Genomic DNA, 14,235 nt, shown 5'->3' with positions numbered 1-14,235 from the left:
GGGGATGATGATGCGCATGCGAATTGGAATTGCGATCTTTCTCGTGGCCGGCATTCTCAATGCCCCGGCCTTCGCCCAGCAGGAGGAAAGCATTGGTGTCGCCGGTCTCGCCAAGGATGTGATCGAACAACAGATCACCGCCTTTCTCAACGATGATGCGACGACCGCGTACTCGTTTGCGTCGCCGGAGATCAAGTCGGTGTTTCCGAACGCGGAACGCTTCTTCGAGATGGTGAAAAAAAGCTACGCGCCGGTTTACCGGCCGGGCAATTACGCGTTTGGGCGCAACCAGGTCTCGCCCGACGGGACGATCGCCTATCAGGAAGTCCTGATCTCGGCGCCCGACGGAAAGGACTGGGCGGTGTATTACGAACTGAAGCGGCAGCGTAATGGGCAGTTTGCGATCAATGGCGTGCGGATAATGCGCGAGACCAACAGTCAAGGCATCTGAGGGTCGCGGACAGGACAAACGCTGCCCTGCCCCTCTGCGCCAATCACTTCGGGTCGATGTCGCCGCGCGCCCAGGTCTCGATGGTTTCGGCCTTGAAATCCTCGAAGCGGTTCTCGGCGATGGACTGGCGGATGCCCTGCATCAGTTCCTGATAATAGCTCAGATTGTTCCAGGAGAGCAGCATCCCGCCGAGAGCCTCGTTCGAGCGCACAAGGTGGTGCAGATAGGCACGCGAATAATCGCGGGCCGCCGGGCAGGAGGATTGCTCGTCGAGCGGGCGCATGTCTTCGGCATGGCGGGCGTTGCGGATGTTCACCTTGCCGCGCCGCGTGAAGGCAAGGCCATGGCGGCCAGACCTTGTCGGCATGACACAGTCGAACATGTCGATGCCTTCGGCGACGGATTTCAGCATGTCGTCCGGTGTGCCGACGCCCATCAGATATCGTGGCTTTTCCGTCGGCAGGACCGGAAGCGTGATACCGAGCATTTCCAACATGACGGCTTGCGGCTCTCCAACGGCGAGGCCGCCGATGGAATAGCCCTTGAGGTCGAGCTGCTTCAGGCCTTCGGCCGAGCGGATGCGGAGCGCAGGCTGGTCGCCGCCCTGGACGATGCCGAACATGGCCTTACCGGGCTGGGTGCCGAAGGCCACGCGACAGCGCTCTGCCCAGCGCAGCGACAGTTCCATGGCCCGCTCGATTTCGCGGGGTTCATTGGGCAGCGCCACGCATTCGTCGAGCTGCATCTGAATATCCGAATCGAGCAGTCCCTGGATCTCGATCGATCGTTCAGGCGACATGTGATGCAGCGAGCCGTCGACATGGCTCTTGAAGGTGACGCCCTGCTCGTCGAGCTTGCGCAGGCCCGACAGCGACATGACCTGGAAGCCGCCGGAATCGGTAAGGATCGGGCCCGGCCAGCGGATGAGTTCATGCAGACCGCCGAGGCGGGCAACGCGTTCCGGGCCGGGGCGCAGCATCAGGTGGTAGGTGTTGCCGAGGATGATGTCGGCGCCGCCTTCCTTGACCTGGTCGAGATACATGGCCTTGACCGTGCCCACGGTGCCGACAGGCATGAAGGCTGGAGTGCGGATCGTACCGCGCGGCATGGTGATCTCACCGAGACGGGCCTTGCCGCTGGTGGCCTTCAGATTGAATGTGAAATTCTCGGACATCGGTCAGTCGTCTTTCCGGAAGAGCAGGCTGGAATCGCCGTAGGAGTAGAAGCGGTAGCCGGTCTCGATGGCATGCGCATAGGCGCCGCGCATCGTGTCGAGGCCAGCAAAGGCGGAGACCAGCATGAAGAGCGTGGATTTGGGCAGGTGGAAATTGGTCATCAGCATGTCCACCGCCTTGAAGCGATAGCCGGGCGTGATGAAGATGCCGGTCGCACCCGACCAGGCGGGGATGTGGCCATTGTCCTCGGCGGCACTTTCGAGCAGGCGAAGCGAAGTCGTGCCGACGGCAATGACGCGGTTGCCTCGCGCACGAACGGCACTGAGCGCTGCGGCCGTGGTCGCGTCGATATGGCCGATTTCCTGATGCATCTTGTGGTCGGCCGTGTCGTCCGCCTTGACCGGCAGGAAGGTGCCGGCGCCCACATGCAAGGTGACGAAGTGGCGTTCAATGCCGGCAGCGTCGAGCCTGGCGAAGAGGTCAGGTGTGAAATGCAGGCCGGCGGTCGGGGCCGCAACGGCTCCTTCTTCGCGCGCATAGATGGTCTGGTAGTCGGCGCGATCTCGTCCGTCCTCCGGCCGCTTGGCGGCGATATAAGGCGGTAGCGGGATATGGCCGACGCTGGCGATCGCCTGGTCGAGATCGGGGCCGGAGAGGTCGAAGGCGAGGTCGATCTCGCCGGCGTCACCCTTTTCGGCGACGGTCGCGACGAGCGAGCCGAGCAGGCAGACGGCGCTGTTGCCCTGCCCCACCCCGAAATCGATGCGGTCACCTGGCTTGATGCGCTTGCCGGGCTTGGCAAAGGCTTTCCAGCGGCTGGCGCCAACGCGCATATGCAGCGTGCAGGAGACGGCGATTTCTTCCGCGCCTTCGCGGTGCCGTATGCCCTCGAGCTGGGCCGGGATCACCTTGGTGTCGTTGAACACGAGCGCATCGCCAGGCCTCAGAAAGGACGGCAGATCATAGACATGGTGATCTTCGAGCACCGGGGTCGCATTCGGGCGAACCACCAGGAAGCGGGCATGATCACGCGGGCTTGCAGGCCTCAGCGCGATGTTGTCATCCGGAAGATCGAAATCGAAAAGGTCTACACGCATCGTTATCTGTTCGGGTCTGTCATGGCGCGGCTAAACGCGAAAACCCGCCAGGGCGCTGCGCACCGTGGCGGGCTTCGTGTGCTGTAAGCCGATCAGGCGTCGGCGGCAACCTTCATCGACAGGATCGAATCGGGGTCGCTGACTGGCTCGCCCTTCTTGATCTGATCGATGATGTCCATGCCTTCAATGACCTGGCCCCAGACGGAATACTGCTTGTTGAGCCAGGGAGCGTCGGTGAAGCAGACGAAGAACTGCGAGTTGGCCGAATTCGGATTCTGCGAACGGGCCATGGAGCAAGTGCCGCGGACATGCGGCGTGGCCGAGAATTCGGCCTTCAGGTCCGGCTTGTCAGAGCCGCCCATGCCGGCACGGCCGGGGTTGAAGCTCTCGCCACCCTTCTTGCCGTACTGGACGTCGCCGGTCTGAGCCATGAAATCGGGAATGACGCGGTGGAAGACGACACCGTCATAGGCACCTTCGCGCGACAATTCCTTGATGCGAGCGACATGGCCGGGGGCCAGGTCCGGGAAGAGCGCAATGACGACCTTGCCCTTGGTGGTTTCCATCAGGATGGTGTTTTCCGGATCCTTGATCTCGGCCATGGGTTTTCTCCTTGTATTTGGGCGTCTGGCCCTTGGTGTATCAGTTGCGACCGACGGTGACCTTGATCATGCGGTCGGGATCGGCGACTTCGCCGTTGCCGCCTTCGCCACGCTTGATCTTGTCGACATATTCCATGCCGGCCACGACCTTGCCGACGACCGTATACTGGCCGTTCAGGAAGCCGCCCTCGGCGAACATGATGAAGAACTGCGAATTGGCGGAGTTCGGATCCTGGCTGCGGGCCATGCCGACCGTACCGCGCTCGAAGGGCACGCTGGAGAACTCAGCCGGGATATCACCCAGGCTGGAGCCACCGGTGCCGGCGCGGCCGGGCTCAAAACCGTTTTCCATGTCGCCGAACTGGACATCGCCGGTCTGGGCCATGAAACCCTCGATCACGCGGTGGAAGGCGACGTTGTCGTATTCGCCCTTGGCGGCGAGATCCTTGATCTGCGCGACGTGCTTGGGCGCCACGTCCGGCATGAGCTGGATCACGACCGGGCCGTCCTTCAGCTGGATGGTCAGGAAGTCCTCGTTGGACTGAGCCTGAGCGGAACCGAAGCCGGCGATGGCCAGCAGGAACGCGGTTGCGAGTTGAACGAGCTTCATGATCACTCCCTTTATCAATAGATGCGGCTCAGCCGCGGTGTCTGGAATTGAGGGCGGCCAGCACCGGGGCCGGCACGAAGGGAGCGACATCCCCACCCATGGCGGCGATCTGCCGAACCAATGTGGCGGTTATGGGCCGGGAGGCGGTCGCTGCCGGCAGAAAGACGGTCTGCAGTTCCGGCGCCATCCTGGCATTCATCCCGGCAAGCTGCATCTCGTAGTCGAAATCCGTGCCGTCACGCAGGCCGCGCACCATGATGCTGGCACCATGCCGGCGGGCGGCATCCACGGCGAGATCGGAGAAGGAGACGACCTCAAGGTCCCCTGCCCGACCCAGCAGGATTTCAGCCAGCGAGGCGCGGATCAGATCCGCACGCTGCTCATAGGTAAAGAGCGGCGTCTTGCCCGGATGCGTGCCGATCGCGACGACGATACGATCGACGATGTTCAACGCCTGAACGAGCACATCGAGATGCCCGTTGGTCATCGGATCGAAGGAGCCTGGATAGAATGCGGTCGCCATGGGAACCCGTCGGTTGTTCGACCGCCTTTTGTCATGGAAGGGCCGATATCGCAAGCGCTGTCCGATGATCCCGGCCGCACGATCCCGCTCCCGGCAAGCCGGTTTCTGCCGCTGAACGGCAGATGAACGTCCCATTCAAGGCCACTTCAGACGCGTTTGCCTAAAACGGTATCGTCAATCGAACACACCATTTCAAGGTTGCTCCCATGCTGGTTCTTCTCATCGCCTTCGCTATCGTCGCCTCGCTTCTCGTCGAACTCGGGCTGATGGTCGTTCGCGATCAATGGGAAGCGCAGCAAATTCGCTACGAAGATGAACGGCAGATGAACAGCGTGTTCAAGAGGACTTCAGGGGGGCGTTGGTAAACACCTTCCTACACTGTGCGGGAACCATTTCCTCACTCAAGCATTTTACGGCTGTGAATGCCGGCATTCAAAGGACTAAAGCAATGCATGACAAAGTTACCCTGATCAACCTCGTGTGGATGATGATGATGACTGCCATGGTTGCCACCTCCGCAACCTTTTACATCAAGGACAGCGGTGACGCTGCTTTCTACGGACCACCGATGACGGCTCGATACCACAGCTTCGGCCACTAATCTTTCATCGGACCTTCGCCGCTAGAGACGCAACAACACGCTGAGAAAGAAAGGAAACGCCATGTTCATCACTCTATCGGTTCTGGCTGCCCTGATCAGCGGCATGTTCGTGGCCTCGGTCGTCTCGGCGATTGCGGCTCTCAAGCGGGAAGACGATGATTTCCGGGCCATGATGGAACGCCGCAAGGCATTCTGAGACCGATCCCAAGCGGTCACAGCAGGCGGATCCACACGCCGGCCCAAGCAAGACCGCGACAAACTTGATGCAGACCTCCAGCAAAAAGCCCGCTCGGACATTGTCCGGCGGGCTTTTCGTTTGTCTTATTTGTTCTGGACGAAAGCCGGCCGTTGCGGGCCGGCCTTCGATCATTCCGTTGGGGCTTCGCCGCTGTCGGTCGAGGTCACCTCGGGGGTCGGAACGGCTGTGCCCTCGCCCTCCGTGACCTCCGCGGCCTCGATGACTTCATCATCGGCTTCCGGCTCCGTGATGCGTTCGACCGATACGACCTTTTCATCCTTGGCCGTCGAGAAGATCGTCACACCCTTGGTGGCGCGGCTCGCAATGCGGATGCCGTTCACGGGTACGCGGATCAGCTGACCACCATCGGAAACCAGCATGAGTTGATCGTTTTCCTCGACTGGGAAAGCCGCGACCAGTTCGCCGATTTCCGTCGTCTTCGAGGTGTCGGTGGCGCGAATACCCTTGCCACCGCGGCCGGAGGTGCGGAAGTCATAGGAGGACGAACGCTTGCCGTAGCCCTTTTCCGAGACCGTGAGCACGAACTGCTCGCGGGCCTTGAGCTCCTGGTAGTGACCTTCCGCCAGTTCGCCTTCGGCGCCGACTTCCTCGCCGACCAGCGCGATGTCGTCTTCGTCGACGCCCATGGCCCGGCGTTCAGCCGCAGATCGCTTCAGATAGGCTGCACGCTGCCAGGGTTCGGCATCGACATGGGCGAGAATGGTCATGGAGATCAGGCGATCGCCTTCAGCCATGGTCATGCCACGGACCCCGATCGAATTGCGGCCGGCAAAGACGCGCACTTCGTCGACCGGGAAACGGATCGCCTGACCGAGCGCGGTGGTCAGAAGCACGTCGTCATGCTCGGTGCAGGTCTCGACGCCGAGGATTTGGTCGCCCTCTTCCTCGAGCTTCATCGCGATCTTGCCGTTGCGATTGACCTGGATGAAGTCGGACAGCTTGTTGCGGCGAACCGTGCCACGCGTCGTCGAGAACATGACGTCGAGGTTTGCCCAGCTCGTTTCATCCTCGGGCAGCGGCATGATCGAGGTGATGCGCTCGCCGGGCTCCAGCGGGAACATGTTGATCATGGCCTTGCCGCGCGATGTCGGGGTGCCGATCGGCAGACGCCAGACCTTTTCCTTGTAGACGATGCCGCGCGACGAGAAGAAGAGCACAGGCGTGTGGGTATTGGCGACGAACAGGCGGGTCGCGAAATCCTCATCCTTCATCGCCATGCCGGAGCGGCCCTTGCCGCCACGGCGCTGGGCCCGATAGGTCGTCAGCGGCACGCGCTTGATGTAGCCGGCATGGGACACTGTGACGACCATGTCTTCACGGGCGATCAGATCCTCGTCGTCCATATCCGGACCGCCGTCGACGATCTGGGTGCGGCGCGGCGTGCCGAATTCGTCGCGGATGGCGGTGAATTCGTCCTTGACGATCTGCTGGATGCGGACGCGCGAGGAGAGAATGTCGAGGTAATCGGAAATCTCGGCGCCGATCTTGTTCAGCTCCTCGTCGATTTCGTCGCGACCGAGTGCCGTCAGGCGGGCAAGACGCAGTTCGAGGATGGCCCGGGCCTGCTCTTCCGAGAGGTTGTAGGTCAGGTCGTCGTTGATCCTGTGACGCGGATCGTCGATCAGGCGGATCAGCGATTCCACGTCCTTGGCCGGCCAGCGGCGCGTCATCAACTGTTCGCGGGCGGTGGCCGGATCCGGCGCGCTGCGGATCAGGGCGATGATTTCGTCGATATTGGCAACGGCGATTGCGAGACCGACCAAGACATGGGCGCGGTCGCGCGACTTGCGCAGCAAATACTTGGTGCGGCGGCTGACGACTTCCTCGCGGAAGGAAACAAAGGCACGCAGCATGTCGAGCAGCGTCAGCTGTTCCGGCTTGCCACCGTTCAGGGCCACCATGTTGCAGCCAAACGAGGTCTGCAGCGGGGTGTAGCGGTAAAGCTGGTTCAGGACGACATCGGCCACGGCGTCACGCTTCAGCTCGATGACGACACGGTAGCCGTCGCGGTCGGATTCGTCACGCAGGTCGGAGATGCCCTCGATGCGCTTTTCGCGCACGAGTTCGGCCATCTTCTCGATCATCGTCGCCTTGTTCACCTGATAGGGGATCTCGGTGATGATGATCTGCTCGCGGTCGCCTCGCATCGGCTCGACACGGGCGACGCCACGCTGGACGACGGAGCCGCGGCCTGTTTCATAGGCCGAGCGGATGCCCGACCGGCCGAGGATCATGGCGCCTGTCGGAAAGTCGGGACCCGGAATGATCTGCATCAGTTCCGGCAATTCGATCGCCGGGTTGTCGATCAGCGCCGTGCAGCCGTCGAGGACTTCGACGAGGTTGTGCGGCGGGATGTTTGTGGCCATGCCGACCGCGATGCCGCCGGCTCCGTTGACCAGGAGGTTCGGGAACTTGGCGGGAACCACGACGGGCTCCGACATGGTGCCGTCATAGTTGTCGCGGAAATCGACGGTCTCCTTGTCGAGGTCGTCGAGCAGCGCGTGCGAGACCTTCTGGAGGCGGCATTCCGTGTAACGCTGGGCGGCCGGCGGGTCGCCATCGACGGAGCCGAAATTGCCCTGGCCGTCGATGAGCGGCATGCGCAGCGACCATGGCTGCGCCATGCGGGCCAGCGCGTCGTAAATCGCGGAGTCGCCATGCGGGTGATATTTACCCATGACGTCACCCGTGACGCGGGCGCTCTTGACGTATTTCTTATTCCAGTCGAGCCCGAGCTCATTCATGCCGTAGAGGATGCGGCGATGCACGGGCTTGAGCCCGTCACGCACGTCGGGAAGCGCGCGGCTCACGATCACGCTCATCGCGTAATCGAGATAGGACCGCTGCATTTCCTCCATGATGGAAATAGGCTCGATGCCTTGCGGGAACTTGCCGCCGCCGGGAGTGCTTTGCTCAGTCAAATCAGGTCACGATCTCTGTTCGGAATCACTGGGAAATCTATAACGGAACATGCGCGAAAGCGCCAATTTCGAGGCTGGTTATAAACAGGCTTTTACGGCGCGGGAAAGGCATTTCCCTCAATATCTTGGGGGCCAGCCTTGCAAGGCCACCAAGGCTTCGGCTTTATGGAGGCTCGCACAGGAGAACGATACGCCATGGCCGTGACCGAAACGATGATCAGCGCGTTTACAACCCTTCTCGTCACGGTCGATCCGCCGGGGCTGGCGCCGCTCTTTCTCGGCCTCACCCAGGGCATGACGCGGGCGCAGCGCCAGGTGGTCGCCATTCGGGGCTCGGTCATGGGCTTTGCCATTCTGACCGTGTTTGCTTTGTTCGGCGCCAGCATTCTCGGTGCACTCGGCATTTCCATGGGTGCCTTCCGTATCGCCGGCGGCTTGATGCTGTTCGCCATCGCCTTCGAGATGATTTTCGAAAAACGCAACGAGCGCAAGGAGAAGACGACCGGTGACGCAATCACCAAGGACCACATTCACAACCTTGCCGTCTTCCCGCTCGCCATTCCGCTGATCGCCGGCCCTGGCGCCATTTCGGCCACGGTTCTGATTTCTGGCACCGTCGATGGCTTCATCGGCAAGCTGCAACTGATCGCGGTGATCGGCGTTGTACTCGGACTTGTTTTCGTCTCGCTCTATCTTGCCGAACGTCTCAATCGCTTCCTCGGCGTCACGGGACGAGCCTTGCTGACCCGTCTTCTCGGCGTATTGCTGGCGGCACTTTCCGTACAGTTCGTCGTTGACGGGGTGAAGTCCGCCTTTATCGGTTGAAGAAAGCCCGTCATGACACAAGAAGCCGTCTCCAGCCGCTGGCGATTCATCCTGAAGCAATTCAGCCGACGCCTGTGGGTCCGCGCGTCGGCAATCGGTGCGGTCGGGGTGCTGGCCGCAGTCCTTGCGACAGTCGCCGAGCGTTTCGTGCCTTTCGACATCCCGGGGTCGATCAATGCAGACTCCGTCGACACGATCCTCAACATCATCGCCTCCAGCATGCTGGCCGTCACGACCTTCTCAGTCAGTGCGATGACCTCGGCCTATGCGTCTGCGACCAGCAATGTCACGCCGCGCGCGACAACGCTGCTGGTCGAGGACCGCATGACACAGAACGTGCTTTCGACCTTCGTCGGCTCGTTCCTGTATGGCATTGTCGGCATCGTCGTGCTGCAGACCGGTGCCTATGGCGAAAAGGGCCGCGTCATTCTGTTCGTCGTGACGATCGGGGTTATTGCGCTCATCGTCTTCCAGCTCCTGCGCTGGATCGACCATCTGACCAAGCTCGGCCGGGTTGGTGATGCGACGGACCGGATCGAAGATGCGGCGGCGCGCGCCATCGACGCCAGACGGCACAATCCCTATCTCGGTGGAAAGCCTTTGCCGACCGGCGTCCGAAAGAGGTTCGACAGCATGATACCAGTCGAGGCCGACGCCATCGGATATGTCCAGCATATCGACATGCAGGCGCTTTCCAGGCTGGCCGAAAGGATGGACGGCGAGATCCATCTTCTGCTCAATCCCGGCGCCTTCGTCTATCGAGACACCGTCATCGCTTATCTAGACGCCGGCAAGTCCGAGCCGCATGAGGATGAGGATGAAGACGACGAACTGAATGATTCTCTGCGGTATGCCGTGACCATCGGCAATGTGCGCAGCTTCGATCAGGATCCGCGGTTCGGACTGGTCGTGCTGAGCGAGACAGCACAGCGCGCCCTGTCTCCGGCGGTAAACGATCCGGGCACGGCGATCGACGTGATCGGCCGGGCCACCCGACTGCTCAGCAAATGGTCTGAGCCGGTTGAAGATCAGGAACTGCAATTTTCCCGCGTCTCCGTTCCCCCGCTCACGGCCGACGACCTCTTCGAAGATGCCTTCATGACGATTGCCCGCGATGGTGCGGCGCAGGTGGAGGTCCAGCTTCGGCTGCAGAAATGCCTTGCGGCACTGAGCAGGCTGGGAAACGGAGATTTCCGCGCCGCGGCCCGGCGCCAAGCCATCCTGGCGCTTTCGCGCGCCGAAAAGGCCCTGCCGATCGAGGCCGATCTCCAGCGTCTGCGCGGCGACCTCGGAGAGTGAGGGCAGCCTTGCCTCGCATGCTGACACACAAACGCCCTGACTGCGCAGGGCGTTCACTCACTTCATCTTAAGCGTGCCGAGCCTTGCCGGCTCAGAACGGAATGTCGTCGTCGAGATCGCGGGAGAAACCGCCCGAGGGGGCGCTGCCACCACGGCTGGCGCCGCTCGTGGAGCCGCCGCGCGAGGGCGCCGGCGCGCCGTAGTCACCGCCATAACCGCCACCGAAGTCACCGCCGCCCATGTCGCCTCCACGCGAAGCGCCAGCGCCATCGCCGCGGCCACCGAGCATGGTCAGGTTGCCGTTGAAGCCCTGCAGGACCACTTCCGTCGAGTAGCGGTCGTTACCGGTCTGATCCTGCCACTTGCGGGTCTGCAGCTGGCCTTCGATGTAAACGGTCGAGCCCTTCTTCAGATACTGCTCGGCGACCTTGCACAGACCTTCATTGAAGATGACGACCGAATGCCATTCGGTCTTTTCCTTGCGCTCGCCGCTGTTCTTGTCGCGCCAGCTTTCCGACGTCGCGATGCGCAGGTTGGCGATCGGCCGGCCGTCCTGGGTCCGGCGAATTTCGGGATCGGCTCCGAGATTGCCGATCAGAATGACCTTGTTGACGCTACCAGCCATGACACTCACCTTACTGCCGCGCCGCCGCGGCGTTGAAAATCCAATCAAATGTCACCTTATCCCATCCGATGCAGCGAGTGGGCGGTGACCGGTTTAAATCCACAGCGAAAATGTTCTTTATTTGTTCTATTATTTCCCTATGATCCTGTCAACAGAATCGAAATTCCACATCGGTCGCACCTTGTGCCTCGACTCAAGGGCTTCGTTGACTACATAAGGACAGTTCCCCCCCGGAACCCTGCCCTTCCCTTTGCCGATCAGAGCCTGACATGAGCGAACTCAAGACTATCTCCATCCGTGGCGCGCGCGAGCACAATCTGAAGGGCATCGACCTGGATTTGCCGCGCAACAGCCTGATCGTGATGACGGGGCTATCCGGCTCCGGCAAGTCGTCGCTTGCCTTCGATACGATCTATGCGGAGGGCCAGCGACGCTATGTCGAGAGCCTGTCGGCCTATGCCCGACAGTTTCTCGAGATGATGCAGAAACCCGATGTCGACCAGATCGAGGGACTTTCACCGGCAATCTCGATCGAGCAGAAGACGACGTCGCGCAATCCGCGTTCGACGGTCGGCACGGTCACCGAAATCTACGACTACATGCGACTGCTCTTCGCCCGCGTCGGGGTTCCCTATTCGCCCGCGACGGGGCTGCCGATCGAAAGCCAGACGGTGAGCCAGATGGTGGACCGCATCCTGGCCTATGAGGAGGGCACCCGCCTTTACATCCTTGCGCCGATGATCCGTGGCCGAAAGGGCGAGTACAAGAAGGAACTCGCCGAGCTGATGAAGAAGGGGTTTCAGCGCGTCAAGGTCGACGGGCAGTTCTACGAGATCGCGGACGCGCCGACGCTCGACAAGAAATACAAGCACGACATCGATGTGGTCGTCGACCGCGTCGTGGTGCGGCCGGATATTGCGAGCCGCCTGGCGGACAGTCTGGAAACCTGCCTTCGGCTTGCCGACGGACTGGCGGTGGCAGAATTCGCAGACAAGCCCCTGCCGCCCGAGGAAACATCGGCCGGCGGTTCGGCCAACAAGTCGTTGAATGAAACGCATGAACGGGTGCTGTTTTCGGAAAAGTTCGCCTGCCCCGTCTCCGGGTTCACCATTCCGGAAATCGAGCCGCGTCTGTTTTCCTTCAATAACCCTTTCGGCGCCTGCCCGACCTGCGATGGGCTTGGTTCACAACAGAAGATCGACGAGGCGCTGATCGTTCCGGAAGTGCATCGCAAGCTCAATGACGGGGCGATTGCGCCCTGGGCCAAGTCCAGTTCGCCCTACTACAATCAGACCCTCGAGGCGCTCGGCAAGGCGTTCGGCTTCAAGCTGACGTCGAAGTGGTCGGATCTTTCAGACGCGGCGCACCAGGCGATCCTGCACGGCACAGAAGAGAAGATCGACTTCCACTATGCCGACGGGGCGCGATCCTACACCACGACCAAGACCTTCGAAGGCATCGTGCCAAACCTCGAGCGGCGCTGGAAGGAGACCGACAGCGCCTGGGCGCGCGAGGAAATCGAGCGCTTCATGTCGGCGGCCCCCTGCCCCGCCTGCAACGGCTTCCGCCTGAAGCCCGAGGCGCTGGCAGTCAAGATCAATGGCCTGCATATCGGCCAGGTGACGAATATGGCGATCCGCAATGCGGGCTCCTGGTTCGAAGACCTGCCGGCCAAGCTGACCGACAAGCAGAACGAAATCGCCGTGCGCGTGCTGAAAGAGATCCGTGAGCGGTTGCGCTTCCTCAATGATGTCGGCCTCGACTATCTCTCCATGTCGCGCAATTCCGGCACGCTGTCGGGTGGCGAGAGCCAGCGTATCCGTCTGGCGTCACAGATCGGCTCAGGCCTGACCGGCGTGCTTTACGTGCTCGACGAGCCGTCGATCGGCCTGCACCAGCGCGACAATGCGCGGCTGCTCGATACGCTGAAACATCTGCGCGACATCGGCAATACGGTGATCGTCGTCGAGCATGACGAGGATGCGATCCTGAGCGCCGACTATGTGGTCGACATCGGCCCGGCGGCCGGCATCCACGGCGGTCAGGTGATCGCACAAGGCTCGCCGCAGGACATCATGGCGCATCCGAAATCGCTGACGGGCAAATACCTGACGGGCGAAATGGGCGTCAGCGTTCCGGCGCAGCGGCGCAAGCCAAAAAAGGGCCAACAGATCAAGGTCGTCGGCGCCAAGGGCAACAATCTGAAGAACGTTACGGCCTCGATCCCGCTCGGCGTGTTCACGGCTGTGACCGGCGTATCGGGTGGCGGCAAGTCGACCTTCCTGATCGAGACGCTCTACAAGGCAGCGGCACGCCGCGTCATGGGCGCCCGCGAAAATCCTGCCGAACACGAGCGGATCGACGGCTTCGAATTCATCGACAAGGTGATCGACATCGATCAATCACCGATCGGGCGTACGCCGCGCTCCAATCCGGCGACCTATACCGGCGCCTTCACGCCGATCCGCGACTGGTTCACCGGCCTGCCGGAAGCCAAGGCGCGCGGCTATCAGGCCGGACGCTTCTCGTTCAACGTCAAGGGTGGCCGCTGCGAGGCCTGCCAGGGCGACGGCGTGATCAAGATCGAGATGCATTTCCTTCCCGATGTCTATGTCACCTGCGACGTCTGCCACGGCAAGCGCTACAACAGAGAAACGCTGGACGTGACCTTCAAGGGCAAGTCGATCGCTGACGTGCTCGACATGACGGTCGAGGAGGGGGTCGAGTTCTTCCAGGCCGTCCCCGCTGTCCGCGACAAGCTGCAGGCGCTGTTCGATGTCGGTCTCGGCTATATCAAGGTCGGCCAGCAGGCCAACACGCTGTCGGGTGGCGAGGCGCAGCGCGTCAAGCTTGCCAAGGAGCTGTCGAAGCGCTCGACGGGCCGCACGCTCTATATTCTCGACGAGCCGACCACCGGCCTGCACTTCCACGACGTCGCCAAACTTCTGGAAATGCTGCAGGAACTGGTGAACCAGGGCAATTCTGTCGTCGTCATCGAACACAATCTCGAGGTCATCAAGACAGCCGACTACATCCTCGACTTCGGTCCGGAAGGTGGCGATGGCGGCGGCCAGATCGTGGCACAGGGGACACCGGAAGAGGTGGTCAAGGTCGAGACATCGTATACGGGGCAGTTCCTCAAGGAGTTGCTGCAGCGACGGCCGGCGAAGAAGGCACAGGCGGCGGAGTGATCCGCCACCCCCGTGACTGAGGGGACCCTGCCTTTTTGCAGAGTCCGCTTCTGATT

Annotated in this window: 14 protein-coding genes; 7 read left to right on the top strand and 7 right to left on the bottom strand. The window is 61.6% G+C overall.

All coding sequences use genetic code 11. The features are described from left to right. Positions 1–4 precede the first annotated feature (4 nt). Complete coding sequence (locus tag QTL56_RS04855) at positions 5–451, top strand: DUF4864 domain-containing protein (protein WP_245136845.1); 447 nt, start codon at positions 5–7, stop codon at positions 449–451. 43 nt (positions 452–494) lie between these two features. Here QTL56_RS04855 and tgt read toward each other — a convergent pair whose 3' ends face one another. From tgt to coaD, 5 genes are all read right to left on the bottom strand, one after another. Next, the gene (tgt, locus tag QTL56_RS04850; protein WP_245136846.1) at positions 495–1,625 is read right to left on the bottom strand and encodes a tRNA guanosine(34) transglycosylase Tgt; all 1,131 of its coding nucleotides are present in this window, start codon (positions 1,623–1,625) and stop codon (positions 495–497) included. A gap of 3 nt (positions 1,626–1,628) precedes the next feature. Then, a complete protein-coding gene (gene queA / locus QTL56_RS04845) occupies positions 1,629–2,723 on the bottom strand; it encodes a tRNA preQ1(34) S-adenosylmethionine ribosyltransferase-isomerase QueA (protein WP_245136847.1) in 1,095 nt (364 codons plus the stop codon). A 92-nt stretch (positions 2,724–2,815) separates the two neighbouring features. Further along, positions 2,816–3,325 (bottom strand): peptidylprolyl isomerase, encoded by a 510-nt coding sequence (locus QTL56_RS04840; protein WP_229575482.1) that lies wholly within the window; start codon positions 3,323–3,325, stop codon positions 2,816–2,818. Positions 3,326–3,365: 40 nt separating this feature from the next. Then, positions 3,366–3,935: a peptidylprolyl isomerase gene (locus QTL56_RS04835; RefSeq protein ID WP_245136848.1), complete on the bottom strand. Its 570-nt coding sequence runs from the start codon at positions 3,933–3,935 to the stop codon at positions 3,366–3,368. 28 nt (positions 3,936–3,963) lie between these two features. Beyond that, a complete protein-coding gene (gene coaD / locus QTL56_RS04830; protein WP_245136849.1) occupies positions 3,964–4,458 on the bottom strand; it encodes a pantetheine-phosphate adenylyltransferase in 495 nt (164 codons plus the stop codon). Positions 4,459–4,664: 206 nt separating this feature from the next. On the opposite strand from coaD, the gene QTL56_RS04825 reads away from it, so the two are divergent. The 3 genes from QTL56_RS04825 to QTL56_RS04815 all read left to right on the top strand — a co-directional run bounded on the left by QTL56_RS04825 (position 4,665) and on the right by QTL56_RS04815 (position 5,255). Continuing rightward, on the top strand, positions 4,665–4,823 hold the full coding sequence (locus tag QTL56_RS04825) for a hypothetical protein (RefSeq protein ID WP_229575479.1): 159 nt from the start codon (positions 4,665–4,667) through the stop codon (positions 4,821–4,823). Between the two features lie 83 nt (positions 4,824–4,906). Then, entirely contained in the window at positions 4,907–5,059 is a 153-nt protein-coding gene (locus QTL56_RS04820) for a hypothetical protein (protein ID WP_162760091.1), read from the top strand. 61 nt (positions 5,060–5,120) lie between these two features. Further along, on the top strand, positions 5,121–5,255 hold the full coding sequence (locus tag QTL56_RS04815) for a hypothetical protein (protein ID WP_267499031.1): 135 nt from the start codon (positions 5,121–5,123) through the stop codon (positions 5,253–5,255). Positions 5,256–5,425: 170 nt separating this feature from the next. On the opposite strand, the gene gyrA is transcribed toward QTL56_RS04815, so the two are convergent. Further along, positions 5,426–8,239: a DNA gyrase subunit A gene (gene gyrA / locus QTL56_RS04810; protein WP_245136850.1), complete on the bottom strand. Its 2,814-nt coding sequence runs from the start codon at positions 8,237–8,239 to the stop codon at positions 5,426–5,428. Positions 8,240–8,434: 195 nt separating this feature from the next. Between gyrA and QTL56_RS04805 the strand changes: the two genes are divergently transcribed. Together QTL56_RS04805 and QTL56_RS04800 are read left to right on the top strand one after the other, a co-directional pair. After that, positions 8,435–9,064 carry a MarC family protein gene (locus QTL56_RS04805; protein ID WP_229575477.1) on the top strand — a complete coding sequence of 210 codons (630 nt, stop codon included), beginning with the start codon at positions 8,435–8,437 and terminating at the stop codon, positions 9,062–9,064. Positions 9,065–9,076: 12 nt separating this feature from the next. Further along, a complete protein-coding gene (locus QTL56_RS04800) occupies positions 9,077–10,363 on the top strand; it encodes a DUF2254 domain-containing protein (RefSeq protein WP_229575476.1) in 1,287 nt (428 codons plus the stop codon). 91 nt (positions 10,364–10,454) lie between these two features. Here QTL56_RS04800 and QTL56_RS04795 read toward each other — a convergent pair whose 3' ends face one another. Beyond that, on the bottom strand, positions 10,455–10,988 hold the full coding sequence (locus tag QTL56_RS04795; protein WP_229575475.1) for a single-stranded DNA-binding protein: 534 nt from the start codon (positions 10,986–10,988) through the stop codon (positions 10,455–10,457). Between the two features lie 269 nt (positions 10,989–11,257). Between QTL56_RS04795 and uvrA the strand changes: the two genes are divergently transcribed. Further along, the gene (gene uvrA / locus QTL56_RS04790) at positions 11,258–14,179 is read left to right on the top strand and encodes an excinuclease ABC subunit UvrA (protein WP_245136851.1); all 2,922 of its coding nucleotides are present in this window, start codon (positions 11,258–11,260) and stop codon (positions 14,177–14,179) included. Positions 14,180–14,235 lie beyond the last annotated feature (56 nt).

This window comes from Peteryoungia algae, from assembly GCF_030369675.1.
In the GTDB taxonomy this organism is placed as follows: Bacteria; Pseudomonadota; Alphaproteobacteria; order Rhizobiales; family Rhizobiaceae; genus Allorhizobium; species Allorhizobium algae.
Note: the sequence above shows the minus strand (reverse complement) of the source record. Positions and strands in the feature narration are given on the sequence as shown.

Bases quoted from the DNA above. Each gene is read 5' to 3' on its own strand.
- QTL56_RS04855 (WP_245136845.1), top strand. From the start codon at position 5: ATGATGATGCGCATGCGAATTGGAATTGCGATCTTTCTCGTGGCCGGC.
- tgt (WP_245136846.1), bottom strand. From the start codon at position 1,625: ATGTCCGAGAATTTCACATTCAATCTGAAGGCCACCAGCGGCAAGGCC.
- queA (WP_245136847.1), bottom strand. From the start codon at position 2,723: ATGCGTGTAGACCTTTTCGATTTCGATCTTCCGGATGACAACATCGCG.
- QTL56_RS04840 (WP_229575482.1), bottom strand. From the start codon at position 3,325: ATGGCCGAGATCAAGGATCCGGAAAACACCATCCTGATGGAAACCACC.
- QTL56_RS04835 (WP_245136848.1), bottom strand. From the start codon at position 3,935: ATGAAGCTCGTTCAACTCGCAACCGCGTTCCTGCTGGCCATCGCCGGC.
- coaD (WP_245136849.1), bottom strand. From the start codon at position 4,458: ATGGCGACCGCATTCTATCCAGGCTCCTTCGATCCGATGACCAACGGG.
- QTL56_RS04825 (WP_229575479.1), top strand. From the start codon at position 4,665: ATGCTGGTTCTTCTCATCGCCTTCGCTATCGTCGCCTCGCTTCTCGTC.
- QTL56_RS04820 (WP_162760091.1), top strand. From the start codon at position 4,907: ATGCATGACAAAGTTACCCTGATCAACCTCGTGTGGATGATGATGATG.
- QTL56_RS04815 (WP_267499031.1), top strand. From the start codon at position 5,121: ATGTTCATCACTCTATCGGTTCTGGCTGCCCTGATCAGCGGCATGTTC.
- QTL56_RS04805 (WP_229575477.1), top strand. From the start codon at position 8,435: ATGGCCGTGACCGAAACGATGATCAGCGCGTTTACAACCCTTCTCGTC.
- QTL56_RS04800 (WP_229575476.1), top strand. From the start codon at position 9,077: ATGACACAAGAAGCCGTCTCCAGCCGCTGGCGATTCATCCTGAAGCAA.
- QTL56_RS04795 (WP_229575475.1), bottom strand. From the start codon at position 10,988: ATGGCTGGTAGCGTCAACAAGGTCATTCTGATCGGCAATCTCGGAGCC.
- uvrA (WP_245136851.1), top strand. From the start codon at position 11,258: ATGAGCGAACTCAAGACTATCTCCATCCGTGGCGCGCGCGAGCACAAT.